The organism is Saccharopolyspora antibiotica (assembly GCF_047200635.1).
Taxonomy (GTDB): Bacteria; Actinomycetota; Actinomycetes; order Mycobacteriales; family Pseudonocardiaceae; genus Saccharopolyspora_C.
In genome coordinates this window covers 88,287-106,650 of sequence record NZ_JBJZOI010000004.1, presented here as the reverse complement: position 1 = coordinate 106,650, position 18,364 = coordinate 88,287, and the positions used below count along the sequence as shown (strand labels likewise).

The window sequence follows — 18,364 nt, the reverse complement described above, 5'->3', positions numbered from 1 at the left end:
GGTACCGCCCTGGGATGTGCGTGATGAGCGAAGGGCGCGCCGGAGCGCGTGATCAGTCGGCGCGGAGCGCTTCGGCGAAGTCGGCGGCGCTGCCGCCGGTGCCCAGCGAGAGCACGTGGCGCATCGTGCCCTGGGCGTTCTCGCCCAGGTTGTCGGTGAACTTGGCCCGGATGTCGGCCTCGGTGAGCGGCCGTTCGGTGTGGCCGCGGTTGACGTCCTCGCGGCGGCGCAGGTGGCGGCCGCCGGTCAGCTCGATCTCGACTTCCGCGGAGTAGGCCTGCGGGAAGCGGCTCTCCGGGTCGTCGGCGATCTCCACGAGTTGCGCCAGGCGCAGGATCTCCGCGTCGGCGAGGGCCTCGTCGGTGAACTCGCTCAGCGTGAGCCGGTCTCGGGCGACGCAGGCCCCGGCGATGAACGGCAGGCTGAACTTCGCGTCGTAGTCGTCCTGCGGCGTGCGCTTGCGCTCCAGCGGTTCGCAGACGGCGTGCGCGGGCGTGGGGTGGATCAGGCAGCGGATCCGCTCGACCTCGTCGGCGCGGAAGCCCTCGGCCCGCTTGAGCTCCAGGATCGCGTCGGCGAAGCCGTGGGTGAAGTGGCAGCTCGGGTAGGGCTTCACCGCCGTGGACAGCAGTTCCCACCGCTCGCCCAGGCCTTCCAGCGCTTCCTCGGCGTTCCACTCCGCGTCGCGCAGGTGCGTGGCGTAGAGCCCGTACCGGCCCTCGTAGACCTCCTTCGGACCGGGCCAGCCGACGGAGGCGAAGGTGGCGGCGGTGAGCGCGCCGGTGGCCGCCCAGCCCGGGTGCAGGCGCTTCGTCCACGCCCCGTCGGTGAGGAACTCCAGCAGCCCGGAGGCCATCGAGCCCACGATCCGCTGCGCCTCGGCGATGCCCGCGCCGTCCAGCCCGGTCAGCTTCGCCGCGCTCACCGCGGAGCCGAACGCCCCGGCCAGGGCGGTCGGGTGGAACCCGGCGGAGTGGAAGCCGCCGTGCGCCACGGTGCCGATGCGCGCGGTGATCTCGATGCCCAGCACGTAGGCCAGCAGCAGGTCCTCGGCGGAGCGGCCGTGCTGGATGGCGGCGGCGATGCTCACCGGCAGCGCGGTGGCCGAGACGTGGGTGATGGCGGGCAGGTGGGTGTCGTCGAAGTCCAGTCCGTGCACCAGGACCGCGTTGAGCAGCGCGGCCTCGCGCGGGGCGAGCCGGTCGGGCAGTCCGATCACCGGCTGGTCCCCGGGCCCGAGCGCGGCGGCGGCCTGCCTCGCGCGGCGGGCGAACTCCTGGTCCACCGCGGCGTGGGCGACCCCGACCGAGTCGAGCGCCAGGTGCCGGGCGCGGTCCAGGACCTCGTCGGGGACGTCCCGCAACGTCGTGCGTGCGGCGAACTCCCCGAGAACGTCCGCGATGGCAGGCATGGGCGCCTCCTTGCTGGCCTCGTCATTGATGACCCCGCGGATGCGCGGCGCATCCGGTGCGCACAGTGTGCAATCCCACCCGGCGTTCCATCAAGACAAAAGTCTGACGTTTTCTCCTCGGGATGTGCCCACCCATCCTCCGGAGAGCCCACGCGCCACCCGGCGGAAGACCTCCCACCTGCGGGGGAACGAGCGAGCCGCGGCGAGCTCACCGGTCGCGACGGGCCCCGGATCCGCCACCGGCGGCGAGGCACCGGACGGCCCGAACAGCCGGGCCGCGCACGCAGCGGGAGGTCAGTCCTCCATGCGCTCGTAGAGGGGACGCAGGCCGAGCAGGTGCTCGCGGACCAGGGTCTCGGCGGTCTCCGCCTCGCCCCCCGCGACCGCCTCGTAGACCTTCGCGTGGTCCTCGTCGATGCTCTCCCAGGCCTGCCTGCCCACCCGGTCGCGGTGCATCCGGCCGCGCAGCACCGCGTTGATCGGGCTGCACATCACGTGCAGCAGCGGGTTGCCGCTGATCGACACGAGCGTGGTGTGGAAGTCCCAGTGCACGGTGAAGCCGTCGTCGGGGTCGAGGTGCCCGGTGCGGCCCACGGTCCGGGCCAGCGCCTCCAGGTCCTCCGGGGTGGCGCGCTCGGCGGCCTGCCGGGCGGCGTAGGGCTCCAGCAGCAGCCGCGCCTCCAGCAGGTGATCCACCGACATGGTCCGCGAGTTGACCAGCAGCCCGAGACTGCCGCCGAGGTTGTCGGCGATCGCCCCGGCGTCCGGGGAGGCGACGAAGCTCCCCCCGGTCACGCCGCGGGTGGTGTCGATGAGGTGCTGGCTGGCGAGCTGGCGCAGCGCCTCGCGGACGGTGCTGCGGCTGACGCCGAACATCGAGCCGAGCTCGGTCTCGCTGGGCAGCCGGGAGCCGGACGGCAGCGCGCCGCTCACGATCTGGGTGCGCAGCTGCTCGGCGACCTGGCGGTAGGCCGCCTGCACGGGGCGCACCCGCAGTCGCGCCGAGCCGCTGTCTCGCTGGGCCGCCATCGTCGTTTCCGCCCCTTCGTCGACCGGCCCGCCCGGCGACGCGCGCGCCACCGACCGGTACCGATCCAGGGTACGGGACACCGCCCAGCGCGGACCGATGGCGCGAATCTAATTGTCTGACATATTGCGCCGCAGCTGTGGTCCGCCGCATACTCCGGGAGGTTCCCGCCGCGGCTCGCCTCTGCCGATCCGCGGTCGCGGGCTTCGGCGAGACGGCAGGAACAGGAGGTGCGGCGGTGGCCGTGCACGGAGGTCAGCAAGGGCGCTACTTCGAGGACTTCGTCGTCGGGGACGTCTACCAGCACCCGCTCGGGCGCACGATCAGCGAGGCGGACAACACCTGGTTCACCTTGCTCACGATGAACACCCATCCCGCGCACTTCGACGCGCACTACGCCTCGAAGACGCCGTTCGGGAAGGTCCTGGTCAACTCGGGCCTGACGATCGCGATGCTGCTCGGGCAGAGCGTCAGCGACATCAGCCAGCGCGCGGTGGCGAACCTCGCGATGACCAACATCCAGCTCACCCACCCCGTCTACGTCGGCGACACCCTCTACGGGGAGTCGATCTGCACCGGGAAGCGGGAATCGAAGTCGAAGCCTTACGCGGGGCTGATCAACGTGCACACCCGCGCCCTCAACGCCGAGGGCGACCAGTGCCTGTCCTTCGACCGCACGGTGCTGATCTACAAGCGCGAGCACGCGGCGGCGATCGACTCCTTCCCCAGCGCGAAGAACGGCCCGCTGTCGCTGGACGAGCACGGAGGTCAGGCATGAGCAGGCTGCCGCTGGAGGACGTCCGGATCCTCGCCGTGGAGCAGTACGGCGCGGGGCCGTTCGGGTCGGTGCACCTGGCGGACCTGGGCGCCGAGGTCATCAAGATCGAGGACCCCCGCTTCGGCGGGGACGTCGGGCGCCTCACCCCGCCCTACGCCGAGGACGGCGACTCGCTGTTCTTCGAGGCGTTCAACCGCAACAAGCGCTCCGTGGTGCTCGACCTGACCAGCCCGGCGGGCCGGGAGGTCTTCGAGAAGCTGGTCTCCGTCAGCGACGCGGTCTACTCGAACCTGCGCGGCGACGTCCCCGCGAAGATGGGCATCCGCTACGAGGACCTGGAACACATCAACCCGCGGATCGTGTGCTGCTCGCTGTCGGGTTACGGCATGACCGGACCGCGCGCGAAGCAGCCCGGCTACGACTACATGCTGCAGGGGCTGGCCGGCTGGATGTCGGTGACCGGCGAACCCGACGGGCCGCCCACCAAGTCCGGTCTGTCCATGGTGGACTACTCCGGCGGCCTGGTGGCGGCGATCTCGCTGCTGTCGGCGATCCACGGCGCCCGCCGCGACGGCGTCGGCTCGGATTGCGACGTGAGCCTCTACGACACCGCCATCGGGATGCTCACCTACCTGGCGACCTGGCACCTCAACGCCGACTTCGAGCCGCGGCGGACCCACCACTCCGCGCACCCGAGCCTGGTGCCCTTCCAGAACTTCCCCACCTCCGACTCGTGGATCGTGATCGGCTGCGCGAAGCAGAAGTTCTGGGAGAAGTTCGTGACCGTGCTGGGTTCCCCGTCCTGGGCGGCGGAGGAGCGCTTCGCCACCACCGCCGACCGCTACGCGAACTCGGCGGCCTGCGTGAAGCTCATCGAGGACGAGCTCGCCCGCCGCAGCACCGCGGAGTGGCTCGCGGACCTGGAGGCCGCCGGCGTGCCGTGCGCGCCGATCAACACCGTCCCGCAGGCGCTGCGCGAGGAGCACACCGCCGCGCGCGGCATGGTCGTGACCACCGAGCACCCGCGCTTCGGCCAGGTCAAGCAGGTCGCCTCGCCGGTGCGCGCGGGAGAACCCCGCGCCGAGCACCAGCGGGCCCCGTTCCTGGGTGAGCACACCGCGGCCGCGCTGCGGGACCTGCTGGGCGTGCAGGACGCCGAGTTCCGCCGGCTGGCGGGCGAAGGCGCATTCGGAACCGAGGAGGACGCGCCGTGGATTTCCGGCTGAACGAGGACCAGGCCCAGTTCCAGCAAGTCCTGCGGGACTTCGTGGACACCGAGATCGTGCCGGTGGCCAAGGACTGGGAGCACGAGGGCCGCTACCCCACCGAGATCGTGGCGAAGATGGCCGAGCTCGGCCTGTTCGGCCTGATGATCCCCGAGGAGTACGGCGGGGTGGACGCGGACTTCGTCTCGTTCACGCTCGTGTTCGAGGAGATCGCCCGGGGCTGGATGGGCGTGGCCGGCATCCTGGGCAGCCACTCGGTGTCCACCTGGATGATCAACCGTCACGGCACCGAGGAGCAGAAGCGGACCTACCTGCCGGACCTGGCCACCGGCGCCCGCCGCACCGGCATCGCGCTGACCGAACCGGACGCGGGCACCGACCTGCAGGGCATCCGCACCACCGCCGAGCGCGACGGCGATCACTACGTCATCAACGGCAGCAAGATGTGGATCACCAACGCGCGCTACGCGGATCCGCTGCCGGTGCTGGTGAAGACCGATCGCTCCGCCTCGCCGGCGCACAAGGGCATGAGCGTGCTGCTGGTGGACGCGGGCACGCCCGGGTTCACCGTCACCAAGGACATCCCGAAGCTCGGCTACAAGGGAACCGAGTCCTGCGAGGTCGTCTTCGAGGACGTGCGGGTGCCCGCGGCGAACCTGCTCGGCGGGGTCGAGGGGCGCGGGATGCAGCAGGTCCTGTCGGCGCTGGAGACCGGGCGGCTCAACATCGCCGGGCGCAGCCTCGGCATCGCGCAGCGCTCCTACGACGAGGCGTTGGCCTACGCCTCGCAGCGCAAGGCGTTCGGCAAGCCGATCGCGGAGTTCCAGGCGATCCAGATCCGGATCGCGGAGATGGCCACCCAGCTGCAGGCCGCGCGTCTGCTGTCCTACTGGTCGGCGAGCAAGCTCGACAGCGGCGAGCGCGCGGACCTGGAGACCGGGATGGCGAAGCTGTTCTCCTCCGAGGTCGCGCTGCAGGCCGCGCAGGAATCGATGCGGGTGCACGGGGGTTACGGCTACTCGGCGGAGTTCGAGATCGAACGGCTCTACCGCGACTCGATCCTGATGACCATCGGCGAGGGCACCAGCGACATCATGCGCACCGTCATCGCGAAGTCCCTGGCCAGCGGCAAGGGGAAGATCGGATGGTGAATCCGCGCAGCTGGCTGTTCTGCCCCGCCGACCGCCCGGACCGGGTGCGCAAGGCCGCGGCCACCGCCGACGTGGTGGTGGCCGACCTGGAGGACGCCGTGCACGTGGACGGCAAGGACGCCGCCCGCGACGCGCTGGTCGAGGTGCTCGACGAGGACCCCGAGCGGGCGCGGCGGATCTGGGTGCGGATCAACAACGACGGCCGCAGCACCGGAGCCGACCTCGACGCGCTGCGCGCGCGGACCTGCGCGGGGATCGTCGTGCCGAAGGCGGAGCCCGAGATCGTCCGTGAGGTCTCGGCGCGCAGCTCGGTCCCGCTGCTGGGGTTGGTCGAGACCGCGGCCGGCCTGTGGCAGGCCCGGGAGATCGCCGGGGTGGAGCGGGTCGCGGCGCTGAGCCTCGGCGAGTACGACCTGGCCGTCGAGCTCGGCGTCTGCGCGCCGGAGGTCGATCCCGAACCGCTGCGCTGGGCGCGCTCCCGGATCGTGGCCGCCGCCGCGGCCGCCGGGCTGGCCCCGCCACCGGCGCCGGTGCTGGTGACCCTCGACGACCCCGAGGCCTACCGGGCGGACACCGCCGCGATGCTGCGGTTCGGGTTCTTCGGGCGGATGTGCGTGCACCCCCGCCAGGTGGCGCTGGTGCACGAGGCGATGCGCCCCGCCGCGGACGAGGTCGCCGCCGCCCGCGACGTGGTGCGCGCCGCCGAGGAGGCGGAGCGAGCGGGCCTCGCCGTGCTCGTCGTGGACGGGCGCATGATCGATCCGCCGGTGGTGCACCGCGCCCACCGGGTGCTCGCCCTCGCCGAGGCCGACGCCCCGGCGAGCTGATCGGGGTGAACGGCCCGTTCGTCCGAACCGCTCGGCCGGACGGTCCGTTCACCCGCGGGACCGGGCAACCTGCCCAGTTCCGGTGGAGCGGGTGCGGGAAGTCCCGCGCACCTTGCTCGCCCGCGGCTCGGCCTCTTGTGCGGGGATCACCGAGTTGGTGGGGTTCTCAGGTTCACGCCCTGCGGCGGCCCGGCGGCCGCCCGGCCCGGGAGGAGTTCGACCGATGGCGGACGACGCAGTCGCCACCCAGCGCACGACGCACCAGGACGCGGTGCTGGCCGAGATCGAGCGGCGCGTGCTGTGGCTGTCCACGGCGATCATCCACGAGGCGAACCGGAACCGGCCGAACCCGACGGGTCTCAAGGTCGGCGGGCACCAGGCCTCCTGCGCGTCGATGGTCTCGATCATGACGGCGCTGTGGTTCCACGAGCTCGGCCCCGACGACCGGGTGTCGGTGAAGCCGCACGCCTCCCCCGTGCTGCACGCGATCAACTACCTGATCGGCGAGCTCGACGAGCGCTACCTGCCGACGCTGCGCGAGTACGGCGGCCTGCAGAGCTACCCGAGCCGGTCCAAGGACCCGGACCCGGTGGACTACTCGACGGGTTCGGTCGGCATCGGCGCCACCGCGCCGATCTGGGGCGCGCTGGCCCGCCGCTACGTGCGCTCCACGACCGAGCGCGGCGGCACCGGACGGCAGTTCTCGCTGGTCGGGGACGCGGAGCTGGACGAGGGCGCGGTGTGGGAAGCGATCCTGGACCCCGCGGTCTCCGAGCTCGGCGAGCTGGTGTGGATCGTGGACCTCAACCGGCAGTCCCTGGACCGGGTGGTGCCGAACATCGCCGCCGGGCGACTGCGCGGGATGTTCGCCGCCGCGGGCTGGCAGACCCTGGAGCTCAAGTACGGCAGGCTGCTGGAGGAGCTGTTCGCCCGCCCCGGCGGCGCGGCGCTGCGCGAGCGCATCGACGCGATGACCAACCCCGAGTACCAGCGGCTGCTGCGCTGCGACACCTCCCAGCTGCGCGACCGGCTGCCCGGGGACGGCGCGGACCGCGAGACCATCGCGGGACTGCTGGCCGGGCTCGACGACGAGACGCTGCTGGCGGCGGTGCGCAACCTCGGTGGCCACGACCTCGGTGCGCTGCGCGACGTGTTCGCCGAGATCGACGACGCCCGGCCGACGGTGATCTTCGCCTACACCGTGAAGGGCCACGGCCTGCCGACCGAGGGGCACCCCCAGAACCACTCCTCGCTGCTCACCCACGAGCAGTTCGCCGAGCTCGCACCGCGGCTCGGCGCCTCGGCCGACGACCCGTGGCAGCGCTTCCCCGCCGGCGGTGCGGCCGAGCGGCGCTGCGCCGAGACGGGCCGCCGCCTGCGCCGCGAGACCCCGGCGAGCACTCCGCCGCCCGCGCTGCCGCAGGACATCGGGCGCACCCCGGCGGGCACCGCGACCACCCAGGCCGCGCTGGGCCGGGTGCTGCTCGACCTCACCCGGCAGTCCCCCGAGGCCGCGCGGCGCGTGGTCACGGTGTGCCCGGACGTCAGCTCCACCACCAACCTCGGCGGCTGGGTGAACAAGGTCGGCGTCTGGTCCTCGCGGCAGCGCCGGGACTGGTTCGCCGACGACGCCGAGACCATCCTGCACTGGCGCGAGCAGCCCACCGGTCAGCACCTGGAGCTGGGGATCGCGGAGACGAACCTGGTCGGGCTGCTGGGCGAGCTCGGCGCGACCTGGAGCCGCTGGGGCGAGCCGCTGCTGCCGATCGGCGTGCTCTACGACCCGTTCGTGGAGCGGGCGCTGGAGCCGTGGGCGTTCGGCCTCTACGCGGGCGGGCAGTCGATCCTGGTCGGGACGCCGTCCGGGGTGAGCCTCGCGCCCGAGGGCGGGGCGCACCAGTCCATCAAGACCCCGTCGATCGGCCTGGAGCAGCCCGGCTGCGTCAGCTACGAGCCCGCCTTCGCGATCGACGTGGAGTGGGCGCTGCTGGCCTCGCTGGCGCGGCTCGGCAAGCCGGACGGATCCTCCGCCTACCTGCGGCTGTCGACCCGGCCGGTGGACCAGTCCCTCGCGGCGGTGCCGGCGGACCCGGCCGCGCGGGAGCGCCGCAGGCGGCAGGTGGTCGCCGGGGCCTACCCGCTGCGCAGCGCGGCGGAACCGAAGCTGACCATCGCCGCGATGGGCGTGACGGTGCCGGAGTCGCTGGCCGCCGCGGACCGCCTGGCCCAGGCCGGGGTGGACGCCGACGTGGTGTGCGTGACCAGCCCCGACCTGCTGTTCCGGGCGCTGCGGGCGCGGCAGGGCAGGCAGGACGGGTCGACCTGGATCCTCGACCAGGCCTTCCCCGCGCACCGCGCCGCCCCGCTGGTGACGATCAGCGACGGCCACCCGCACACGCTGGCGTTCCTCGCGACGGTGAACCGGGTCCCGAGCACCACGCTCGGCGTGACGGACTTCGGGCAGTCCGGTTCCCTGGACGACGTCCACCGCCACCACGGCCTCGACACCGATGCGATCATCCGGGCCTCCCTCGACCTGCTGACCTGACGGGGCGGACGGACCGTTCGTCCCGTTCCTCGCGCGGCGGACGGTCCGCGCGGCCGCCCGGGACGGCGGTTCCGGCTGCACCGACGGGCTGCGCGAATCGCGGAGGGCGACCGGGGCCGGGACGGCGGGTGGGCGACGGGGATCGGCCGGAGCCTCGCCGAGCCCACCGAGGACTCGACGGTCTCGTACGACTCCGCGATCGACGAGGACCGCTTCGCGCGCCGGAGGTGCGGGTTCGACGAGGACCTCGACGGAGACGGGGTGGGCGACTGCTCCGGTCCGGGGAACAGCCACGGCCGCGCCCCGCACCGCGGAGAACGACTGGTCGCCGCTGGAGGTGGTGCTCAAGACCGTCGGCTAGGCGGGCGACGACCTGCCGCGTCGAGGCACTGGTCCGCGCCGCGGGCACCGCTCAGTTCCGGTCCGTCGCGAGCGCCTGGCGCGGATCCGCTCGCAGGCCGAGCACCCCGGCCACGTCCTCGAAGTCGTGCAGGCGCCACACCGGAAGCCGCACGGCGGAGCGCACCCCGGGCTCGGGGTCCAGCAGCTCGCGGCGGCGCAGCATCCGGTGCAGGTGCTCGCCCGGATCCGCTCCGTCCTCGGGACCCCGGTCCAGCAGCACCGACAACGGGACCCCGCCATCGGAGATCGAGGCGTCCACGCGGTGCCCGTGCAGCACCTGGCCGAACTGCACCGACACCCCCGGCGGCAGCACCTCGCGCAGCCGCTCCCGGTGCTCGCCGGGCACGGGCGCCGACGGTCCCCCGCGCACGGCCGCGAGCACCTCGGCGCCGATGCCGGGGCGGCTGCCCCAGAACGCCGCGTCCCCCACCACCACGAACTGCGACCGGGCGCGGGTGACCGCCGCGTGCCACAGGTCGCGCCGCCGCTCCAGCCAGGCCACCGAGGCGGGCGCCATGCCGGGGGCGGCCACCGGGGAGAACACGACCGCGTCGCACTCGCCGCCCCCGAAGGAGCGCGGGGTGCCGGTGCGCACCCGGGGGAACCCGGCGAGCCGACGCTCCAGCAGCCGCGCCTGCGGTCGGAACGGCGTCAGCACGCCGATCGCGGCCCCCGCCGGCAGCGCGCGGCGCAGCGCGGAGACGACCCGCACCACCACGTCGGCCTCGGCCGGGTTCTGCCAGCTGCCACCGGATTCCGGGACCGCGGCCCGGCCCGGGACGTGCTGCCACTCGACGGCCGGGCGCTCCAGCGCGGGTCTGCCCCGGACATCGGTGAGCACCACCGGTTCGGGACCGCCGGTCAGCCGGTGCGCGGTCTCGGCGATGCGCGGGTGGCAGCGGTGGTGCTCGTCGAGCGCCACCGCGCCGCCGGTGGCGCGCTCGGCGGCGTGCAGGATCGAGTGCCGCCCGGAGCTCAGCGCGCGATTCTCCAGCCGGTCGGCGGACATTCCCAGCTCGCGCCGAACGGAGGACTCGGTCGCGGCATCGGGTCCCGTCCGCCTCGGGGAACGCGCCAGGTCGCCGAGCACCACCGCGCGCCGGGCCCGGTGCAGCAGCGGCAGGGCGGCGGCGATGCGGCAGTCGTGCGCGTCGTCGATCACCACCAGGTCGAACAGGCCCGGCTTCAGCGGGAACCGGGGCGCCGACCGGCAGGTAGCGGCCCACCCGCGCACGTGCCGCAGCGCGGCCTCCAGCCCGGCCGGGTCGCCCGACACCAGGGCGCGGATCTCCTCGCGGCCCTCGTCGGCGGTGCCGCGCACCGCCGCGCGCAGGAGCGCGGTGGCGGCACCGCACGCCGAATCCTCCGCCGCGCGGAGGGTCTCGGCGAGCGCGGCGTCCTCCGGGAGGTACCGCAGCTGGGCCCGCCGCTCCCGCCAGGTCCGCTCGGCGGCGGCGAAGTCCGCGACCCGCCGGCAGGTCGCGCCAGGGTCCGGAGCACCGGGGGCGACCGGGCGGAGCCCCAGCGCGCGCAGCACCAGGGACCGCCGCCAGCCCGCCAGCAGCCGAGCACCCGCCGCGCCCCGCGCGCGCCGCACCCAGCCCTGCGGGCGGGGGCCGAGGCGCCGGGCGAGCTCCGCGCCGCTCACCTCCAGTTCCCGGGCCACCGCGCGCCGGATCTCGCCGGCCTCGCGCAGGGCCGCGTCGATCCGTGCGACGGCGTCCAGGTCGCGGCGGACCCGGGCGGCGACCCGGCTGGCGGCGACGAGCTCGGCGAGCGCGTTCGCCAAGTCCGGCTCCCCGGTCTCCGCCGCGCGGAGAGCGCGCGCCGCATCGGCCGACCGGCCCGGCCGCGAACCGATGCGCACCAGCGCGCCCGGGGCGAGTCGTTCGCAGCGCCGCCACACCTCGTCCGCGGTCCTGTCCTCGCCGGTGACCACCAGCACCCGTTGCCCGGCGGCGATGGCGGTGGTGACGATGCTCGCGGCCAGCCGGCTCTTGCCGGTGCCGGGAGGACCGGTGACGGTGCTCAACCGCCGTGTCATCGCCGAGGCCAGCGCCGCGCGTTGCCGGGCGCCGAGCGGCCAGGGGGACGCGACCGGTGGCGGCTCGTCGGTCCGGGCGGTGTCGCCGTCGAGCAGCGCGCCGAGCGCGGTGCCCCGGTCCCGGGCGTGCCGTTCCGCCTCCAGCGCCCCGAGGTCGTCGAGCACCCCGGCGTCGGCGGGATCCCCGCGCCGCAGCGCCAGCAGCACCGCCGTGTTGCGCGCGCCGTCCCGGAGGTGGCCGTCGAGCGCGTCGTCCGGGCAGTCCGGGGCGAGCGCGGCGTCCCCCGGCCACCGGTAGGTCTCGCGCAGCAGGGTTCGCACCTCGGCGGCCATCCGCTGCCGCCGCCCACCGTCCCAGTCCGGGGCGAAGACCTCACGCAGCTCGGCGGCTCCTTCGGTCCCGAGCTTCCGGCGCGCCAGTCCCGGGTGCGGCAACACCGGGCCGACCGGGCGCAGCCGGATCCCGGAGGCGGACTCGACGGCCTCCACGCGGCGCAGCAGCAGCGGGGCGAACTCCTCGCCACCGCGCAGCACCACGGCCGGGTAACCCGCCCACAGCTGCTCCCCTCGGGCCCGCGCCCCGGCGATGACGGCGGCGACGTCCGGGGACGTCCCGGTGCGGCCGTCCTCGTCGAGATCCCCGGACAGCAACCGCTCGGGACCGCGCAGCGGGACGTACCGCTCGCCCTCCGCGCCCACCGGGAGCAGCTCGGGGTTCGGCTCCTCCCGCAGGCAGCGCAGGTGATAGGTGAGCACGGCCGCCGCGTCCGGTTCCGAGCGCGGGGACGCCTCGGCCCGGGCGGAGGGCCGCGCCGCGATCCGCTCCTCCTGGTCGAGGCCGGTGCCGGGCAGCGGCGCCCTGCCGCGCCCGGGCCGGATCACGGGCGCTCCCGCGGGTCGCGCGGCAGCGGATCGGCTCCGCACCGGCGCGGCTCGACGGCGGCCCGCGCCCCGGGGGGTCGCCTCCTGCTCTCCGCGCACGGCGGTGCGCCCACATCCCCCACCCGGAACCACCGGATCGTCGAACCGACCGCCATACCGCCCTCTCCAGCCGCACGCGCGCAGATCGCCGCAGATCCTAGAAGACCTCGCGACGGATCCGGGGCCGATTTCCGGAGATCGCTCCCCGAAAGCGCGGAACCGCGACGATGCCGCCGCCGCGTTCGGGGAAATCCGCGTCCTCGCGGGTTCAGGGCGCCGTGCGGGGGCGGCTCGTGCGCAGGTGGAACGCCGCACTGGCGGGATGCGCGCGTTCCGGCAGCAGGTGATCGACGCGCTCCCCCGCCTCGAATCCGGCCGCCCGCAGCAGATCCTCGGTGCGCTTCGCGGTGAGGCCGCTCCAGTTCGGGGTCGCCCGGCCGATCCTGCGGTAATCCCGCAGCACCTTGAGCGCGTAGCCGCGATCGGCCCCGGGCCGCAGCGAGGCCAGCACCCGCCGCGCGTCGTGCCGCCAGCCGTGCCACACCCCGTCCGCCAGCAGCAGCGCCCCTCCCGGCTCCAGCACGTCCCGCCAGGCGCGCAGCGCGCGCACCGGCTCGGGCAGCGTCCAGAGCACGTAGCGCGCGCTGACCAGGTCGAACCGGCCGAGTTCGCGGACGTCGTGCCCACCACACTCCGCGAACCGGACCCGCACCTCGCGGCGCCGGGCCTCCTCGCGGGCGTAACCGAGCATCGCCGGGGAGGGGTCGATCGCGGTGACCTCGTGGCCGAGCTCGGCCAGCAGCGTGCTGAGGAACCCGGTACCGGTGCCGACGTCGAGGACCCGCAGCGGCTCGGTCCGCTCCGGGAACGCCGCGCGCAGCGCCTCGGCGCAGACGCTCCGCCAGTCCTCGCGCTTGTCCTGCGCGTAGCGCTCGTAGAAGTCGTTGTAGGCGGCCGCTCGTCGCGTCCAGTTGTCGCGGACGGACTCGATGGCGCGGTCGTTCACGTGCGTTCCTCTCGACGGCAGCCCGGCCTGATCGTCGGGTTCCCCCAGCCTGGGCGTTCTCGCCACTCCTGTGCAACAGCATCGAGCTGGCACCGGCGGAGGTCACAGCTCCGGTGATGGACCACGTCGCGGCGAGCTGCCCCGGCCGTTGCCCGTTCGGCCCTTCCCCGCCCCGGCTCGATCGCGGAAGGTGCGAACGGACATCGATCGGAGACGACCGTGCGAGTGCCACGAGAACGCGACGCGCCCCGCGAGGCGCGCCCCGTCCGCGCCCTGCCGGGCGAGCGGCGGCAGGAACCCGGCTCCGCGCCGCCGCGCTCCGGGATGTCCCCGACCGAGGTCCTGCGCCTGCAGCGGAGCGCGGGCAACCGCGCGGTGTCCGGGTCGTTGCAACGCGCGCAGGAGGAGCGGGAGTCGTCGGCCGCGGCCGGCCACCTGCGTCAGCCCCGGGGCGGCCTGCGCTCGCTCGTCCCCGGTTGGGCCGAGGCCCTCCCGGTCAAGCGGAAGCTGACGGACCGGCTCGTGAAGGGGCCGGTGTTCAGCGCCGACGAGATCGCCGAACTCAAGCGGCAGGACCCGAAGTGGCTGCGGGCGATCGGGACCGGCCGCTACGAGGACGCCGCCGCCTACGTGGCGCGGGGGAAGTACTACGACTGGCTGCGCCTGGAGCCGGGCAAGCGGCTCCTCATCGCCACCCTCGAATGGCGGGAACGCCTCGGGGACCAGGACAACAGCCCCGCCTTCACGCTGGGGAGGCACCTGGACCTGCGCGGCGGCGCGCTCACCGGCGAGGAGCGCGCGGCGGCCCTGGAACAGCGGGACACCCGGATCAGGGAGGCGTTCGTCAACACGCTCGCATCGGACTCGGCCGGCGACGTGCACGACGAGGACGCCGTCATCAAGAACAACCGGGCCAACCTCATCCTGACCAACGTCTTCCTGATCCTCCAGAACGGGTTGCAGGTCTACGACGAGCAGGCGAACAAGCACGTCGACCACACCACCGGGGACGTGAACCGGGCCCTGGCGCACGGCGGCCGGGTCAACATCCGGATTCCGGCCCTGGGCGAGGGCGAGAGCGCCACCGCCCTCACCGATTGGCTCGGCGTCACCGAGAACGGCGTGAACGAGCGGGACGAGGACGAGAACGGGGAGAAGCTCGAGAAGCGCGGTTTCGCCACCCACCACATGTCCATCCGCGGCACCGAGAAGTTCGAGGAGCGCGGCGGCATGATCGCGTCCGCGCGCAACGTGCTGGACCGGCGGGTCAGGCTGTGGGGGCTGCCCCTCGCCGCCGACGGCATGGGACGCCACGACTTCAACGGCGACGTCATCCTGCCCGACAACTCGCACGGCCACATGCTGCTCGTGTTCACCCCGCCCAGGCGGGACCGGGACGGAGCCCTGGAGGTCGGTCTGGAGACCATCGGCCCCGGCGGCGCCAGCCCCGTCGGGCACGAGCACAACTGGCTGTCCACGGAGGCGACCGCGAACCCCGAGTCCAGCTTCTACGGCCACAAGAAGGACAAGGTGGGCGGCGGCGAGCTGAAGGACAACCAGCGCTACGTGCCGATGGCCGAGCTCGGCTCCGGCGAGGGCTGGCTGGCGTTCCTGCGGGCGGTGAAGTCGGACTGGGAGGACCGCCTGACCGAAGCCGGGGACGATCTCGCCGCGCGCCAGGCCCTGTACCGGCAGCTCGTCGGCAAGCGCGAGGGCGGTTTCACGCCGCGTCCGGCTCCTGGGACCTGATCTCGCCGAGGAGCTCGGTGATCGCGGCCATGATCCGATCGGTGGCCTCTTGGAGCACGGCGGCGGTGAGCGGGGCGCCCACCAGGTCGTCCAGCGGCACCGGTGGTCCCGCGACCAGGTCCACCGGAGTGCGCCGGAACGGCCTGGGCAGCCCGCGGCGCGGCAGCAACCGGTGGGTGCCCCAGTTCGCCAGCGGGACGACCGGGACGCCGGTGGTGAGCGCGACGCGGGCGATGCCGGTCTTCCCCCGCCGGGGCCAGTGCTCGGGATCGTCGGAGAAGGTCCCCTCCGGGAAGAACAGCACGCACTCGCCGTCCTCGGCGGCGCGCACCGCGTCCCGGAACGAGTCCTGCACCCGCGCGGTGCCCCGGTGCACCGGGATGTGCCCGCCGGAGCGCATCACCCTGCCCACCAGCGGCATCTCCCACAGGTCGGCGCGCGCCAGGTAACGGGGGACGCGCCCGGCGGCGAGGCAGAACGCGGTCACCGAGACCGGGTCCGCGAAGGAGAGGTGGTTCGAGGCGACCAGCACCCCGCCGCGCTCGGGCAGCGCGCCGCGCAGCCGCAACCGGGAGCTCAGCACCAGCACCGGCCACAGCAGGTCGATGGCCAGCCCGAACCAGAATCCCCGGCCGCGCCGGGGAAAGCGGCGCCGCAGCCGCGCCATCTCACCCAGGTAGGCCCACGTGCTCCGCCGCACCCGATCCGCCCTCCGCTCGCTCCGCACGACGTCCCTTCGTAGCCGATGCCCGCCGCGGCTGGTCGAGGCCCCCTCCCACGCGCTCCGGGCTCGCGGGTGCTGGGCGCCCGGCCGGGGCGACGTCGCGCGCGGCGGGGGATCCGGCACGCCGCTGGTCTCGGCGGCGGGAACCGCTCCCCCGGAGTTCAGCGACGTCCCGGTCCGGCCCCGGGGCCGATCGACCCCCGCGTGCGCGGTGGCCGGATCACTCGTTCCCGGTCCAGTCCAGGAACACGGCCACGGCGTCGTCGTCGAGCTCGTGGTCCTGCAGGAACACCCGCAGATCGCTCAGCAGCACCCGCAGGGCCTGCGCGGGCGGCAGGACGCGACCGGCCAGCAACGTCCGGCGGAGCGAGCGCTCGCTGTAGGTGGTGCCGCCGATGACGGCGTCGTAGACGCCGTCGCTGAGGACGACCAGCCGATCTCCCGGTTCGAGCCAGAACGACTGGACCTCGTAGACCGTCTCCTCCGCCATGCCGAGCGGCAGCTGCTCGTCGAGGTGCACGCGCTGGACCTCGTCGGCCCGGATGCGCCACAGCTGGGGCGATCCGGCGTCGACCGCCAGGCATCGCCCCGTCCCCACGTCCAGTTCGAGCAGCAGCGTCGAGACGTGGTGGGTGCCGCCGTGCTGCGCCCAGATGGCCTGGTCGGTGAGCATCGCCTGATCGGCGATGCCGGCGCCACCGCGCCGCGCGTTGCGCAACGCGGTGATCGCCAGCGTGGTGAGCGTCGCCGCCTCCACGCTCTCCCCCATCCCGTTGGTCACGGCGATGGTGAGCTGCGCGCCGTCCTGGGCCCAGTCGAAGTTGTCGCCGCGGACCGCGTAGGCCGGTTCGAGCTGGCCGGCGAGGCTGAACCCCGCTCCGCTCACCGCGCGCACCGGGAGCAGCTGCCACTGCATCTCGGCCGCCAGCGTCAACGCCCTCGGCCGCCGGACGCGGCGGTACCGGTCGGTGGCCACGTCCGCCAGCAGCAGCGCGTGCGCGGTGCTCTGCGCCACCAGTTCCACGTCCGCGAGGTCGTGGGGGGCCGACTCGGCGGGCAGCACCACCTCGAGGACGCCCACCGGCTCGCCCCGGACCGTCATCGGCAGGAACCGGTGGATCTCTGCCGGCGACGTGCCGCCCGTGGGGCGCTGCTCGCGGAACGCCCGGCCGACCTCGGTGCCCACGACGGGCACCGGGTCCGCTTCGGGGTCGAGGACGGGTCCGAGCAGCACGAACCGGAGATCGGCGAGGTAGAACTCCACGCGCAGCGCGGCGAAGTGCTCTCGCAACAGCGCGGCGGCGACCTCCGCGAGCTCGTGCGCGGGTGCCTCCCGAAGCACGCGGTCGATCATCGCCAGGCGTGCCGAACGGCTCACCCGCATTCCTCCCGGACCTGATGCGCGCCCCGCGGCCCGGGGGCGGCGCGTTCGGGCGCCGCGATCGCGGCGCGGCGCCGACTCCGGCGCGAACGACATTATGTCAGGCCGGGGAGCCGGTGCGAGCTCCGGAGCCCGGCCTCAGCTCACGCCGACACCAGCGAGAACCTGCTCCAGACGCTCTTCCCGCCGGAGCGCGGCTCGCATCCCCACTCCTCGCTGAGCCCCTGCACGAGGACCAAGCCGCGGCCCCGCACCGATCCCGGATCGAGATCGCGCTGCTGCGGCCGGCCCACCCCGCGGTCCCAGACGCGTAGCACCACCGAGTCCTGCTGCCAGTCGAGCTCCAGGCGATCGGCTCCGCCGCCGTGCTCCACGGCGTTGGCCACCAGCTCGGAGGCGACCAGCAGCACCGCGTCGACGAGCTCAGCCGACACGGGTCGGCACCGCAGCACCTCCTCGATGGCGTGGCGCGCGGCCGGCACCGCCGTCCTGCCACCGTCGAGGGGGAACGTGAGCAACCGGAGCCGCTCGTCAACGGTCCTGCGCTCGTGCCGGCCGCCCACGCGATCGCCTCCCAGCGGTGGTCTGTATTGACCGCGGGTTACCCGCCGGAACGGCGACGAACCCTCTGCGGGCGATGATCGCAGCCCCAGCTCCGAGATCTCCGTCACTCCGCGTCATCCTCCGCGCGGATCGTGAGCACCTGATCGAGGCCCACGGCGGTGATCGCCTGATGCACGATCCGGGGAGCGCCCGCCGTCCGCACGACGAGGTTCCGCCGGGCGGCCAAGGCCTGCTCGTGGGATTCGGCCAGCACGCTCAGCCCGGACGAGGTGAGCAGCGGGACGCCGCCGAGCTCGACCAGGACGGTGTCCGCGTCCAGCTCGAACGCCTCGGCGACCGCGCCCCGGAACTGCTCGGCCGTGGCCATGTCGATCTCCCCGTAAGCGCGCACCAGGGCCGTGGACCCGGAATCACCGAGACTCACCTCGGCCCGGAAGCCACCTGTCTTCTCACTGTCAGCCATGCATTTCCCTTCTCATCCCGTCTCAGTCGAGCCCATCGCCGGGCCGGAGCCGCGACGCCCCCACCGGGCGAACGACCGCACGGCGGTTCGTCGACGGGATCACGTCGCGGCCGGTGGCCCCACCGCGCGTTGGAGTTGACAG

The 18,364-nt window shown here is 74.0% G+C and carries 14 protein-coding genes; 6 read left to right on the top strand and 8 right to left on the bottom strand.

Annotation, left to right across the window (positions count from 1 at the left end):
• Positions 1-52: 52 nt before the first annotated feature.
• Together ACL03H_RS03940 and ACL03H_RS03935 are read right to left on the bottom strand one after the other, a co-directional pair.
• A complete protein-coding gene (locus ACL03H_RS03940) occupies positions 53-1,411 on the bottom strand; it encodes an MmgE/PrpD family protein (protein ID WP_412809676.1) in 1,359 nt (452 codons plus the stop codon).
• A 294-nt stretch (positions 1,412-1,705) separates the two neighbouring features.
• Positions 1,706-2,440 (bottom strand): FadR/GntR family transcriptional regulator, encoded by a 735-nt coding sequence (locus ACL03H_RS03935; RefSeq protein WP_412809675.1) that lies wholly within the window; start codon positions 2,438-2,440, stop codon positions 1,706-1,708.
• A gap of 236 nt (positions 2,441-2,676) precedes the next feature.
• On the opposite strand from ACL03H_RS03935, the gene ACL03H_RS03930 reads away from it, so the two are divergent.
• The 5 genes from ACL03H_RS03930 (at position 2,677) to ACL03H_RS03910 (ending at position 8,968) form a co-directional block, all read left to right on the top strand.
• Entirely contained in the window at positions 2,677-3,216 is a 540-nt protein-coding gene (locus ACL03H_RS03930) for a MaoC family dehydratase (RefSeq protein ID WP_412809674.1), read from the top strand.
• Entirely contained in the window at positions 3,213-4,442 is a 1,230-nt protein-coding gene (locus ACL03H_RS03925; protein ID WP_412809673.1) for a CaiB/BaiF CoA transferase family protein, read from the top strand. Before ACL03H_RS03930 ends, ACL03H_RS03925 begins: the two co-directional genes overlap by 4 nt.
• Positions 4,427-5,593 carry an acyl-CoA dehydrogenase family protein gene (locus tag ACL03H_RS03920; RefSeq protein WP_412809672.1) on the top strand — a complete coding sequence of 389 codons (1,167 nt, stop codon included), beginning with the start codon at positions 4,427-4,429 and terminating at the stop codon, positions 5,591-5,593. The genes ACL03H_RS03925 and ACL03H_RS03920 overlap by 16 nt, the downstream gene beginning before the upstream one ends.
• A complete protein-coding gene (locus ACL03H_RS03915) occupies positions 5,587-6,420 on the top strand; it encodes an HpcH/HpaI aldolase/citrate lyase family protein (RefSeq protein WP_412809671.1) in 834 nt (277 codons plus the stop codon). The genes ACL03H_RS03920 and ACL03H_RS03915 overlap by 7 nt, the downstream gene beginning before the upstream one ends.
• A gap of 223 nt (positions 6,421-6,643) precedes the next feature.
• Entirely contained in the window at positions 6,644-8,968 is a 2,325-nt protein-coding gene (locus ACL03H_RS03910; protein WP_412809670.1) for a transketolase-like TK C-terminal-containing protein, read from the top strand.
• A 412-nt stretch (positions 8,969-9,380) separates the two neighbouring features.
• Here ACL03H_RS03910 and ACL03H_RS03905 read toward each other — a convergent pair whose 3' ends face one another.
• Both ACL03H_RS03905 and ACL03H_RS03900 read right to left on the bottom strand, forming a co-directional pair.
• Positions 9,381-12,296: a DEAD/DEAH box helicase gene (locus tag ACL03H_RS03905; protein WP_412809669.1), complete on the bottom strand. Its 2,916-nt coding sequence runs from the start codon at positions 12,294-12,296 to the stop codon at positions 9,381-9,383.
• 307 nt (positions 12,297-12,603) lie between these two features.
• On the bottom strand, positions 12,604-13,341 hold the full coding sequence (locus ACL03H_RS03900; RefSeq protein ID WP_412809668.1) for a class I SAM-dependent methyltransferase: 738 nt from the start codon (positions 13,339-13,341) through the stop codon (positions 12,604-12,606).
• Positions 13,342-13,560: 219 nt separating this feature from the next.
• Between ACL03H_RS03900 and ACL03H_RS03895 the strand changes: the two genes are divergently transcribed.
• Complete coding sequence (locus ACL03H_RS03895; RefSeq protein WP_412809667.1) at positions 13,561-15,090, top strand: hypothetical protein; 1,530 nt, start codon at positions 13,561-13,563, stop codon at positions 15,088-15,090.
• Here the strand turns inward: ACL03H_RS03895 and ACL03H_RS03890 are convergent.
• The 4 genes from ACL03H_RS03890 to ACL03H_RS03875 form a co-directional block, all read right to left on the bottom strand.
• On the bottom strand, positions 15,062-15,757 hold the full coding sequence (locus tag ACL03H_RS03890) for a lysophospholipid acyltransferase family protein (RefSeq protein WP_412809792.1): 696 nt from the start codon (positions 15,755-15,757) through the stop codon (positions 15,062-15,064). The genes ACL03H_RS03895 and ACL03H_RS03890 overlap by 29 nt on opposite strands.
• A 277-nt stretch (positions 15,758-16,034) precedes the next feature.
• Entirely contained in the window at positions 16,035-17,192 is a 1,158-nt protein-coding gene (locus ACL03H_RS03885; protein WP_412809666.1) for a PP2C family protein-serine/threonine phosphatase, read from the bottom strand.
• A gap of 146 nt (positions 17,193-17,338) precedes the next feature.
• Positions 17,339-17,758 (bottom strand): ATP-binding protein, encoded by a 420-nt coding sequence (locus ACL03H_RS03880; RefSeq protein WP_412809665.1) that lies wholly within the window; start codon positions 17,756-17,758, stop codon positions 17,339-17,341.
• Between the two features lie 104 nt (positions 17,759-17,862).
• Positions 17,863-18,222, bottom strand: a complete 360-nt coding sequence (locus ACL03H_RS03875; protein ID WP_412809664.1) for an STAS domain-containing protein — start codon at positions 18,220-18,222, stop codon at positions 17,863-17,865.
• Positions 18,223-18,364: the final 142 nt, after the last annotated feature.

What these genes read in the sequence shown, in the direction of transcription:
- ACL03H_RS03935 (WP_412809675.1), bottom strand. Translation starts at nt 2,440, where the DNA reads ATGGCGGCCCAGCGAGACAGCGGCTCGGCGCGACTGCGGGTGCGCCCC.
- ACL03H_RS03925 (WP_412809673.1), top strand. Translation starts at nt 3,213, where the DNA reads ATGAGCAGGCTGCCGCTGGAGGACGTCCGGATCCTCGCCGTGGAGCAG.
- ACL03H_RS03940 (WP_412809676.1), bottom strand. Translation starts at nt 1,411, where the DNA reads ATGCCTGCCATCGCGGACGTTCTCGGGGAGTTCGCCGCACGCACGACG.
- ACL03H_RS03875 (WP_412809664.1), bottom strand. Translation starts at nt 18,222, where the DNA reads ATGGCTGACAGTGAGAAGACAGGTGGCTTCCGGGCCGAGGTGAGTCTC.
- ACL03H_RS03915 (WP_412809671.1), top strand. Translation starts at nt 5,587, where the DNA reads ATGGTGAATCCGCGCAGCTGGCTGTTCTGCCCCGCCGACCGCCCGGAC.
- ACL03H_RS03890 (WP_412809792.1), bottom strand. Translation starts at nt 15,757, where the DNA reads ATGGCGCGGCTGCGGCGCCGCTTTCCCCGGCGCGGCCGGGGATTCTGG.
- ACL03H_RS03910 (WP_412809670.1), top strand. Translation starts at nt 6,644, where the DNA reads ATGGCGGACGACGCAGTCGCCACCCAGCGCACGACGCACCAGGACGCG.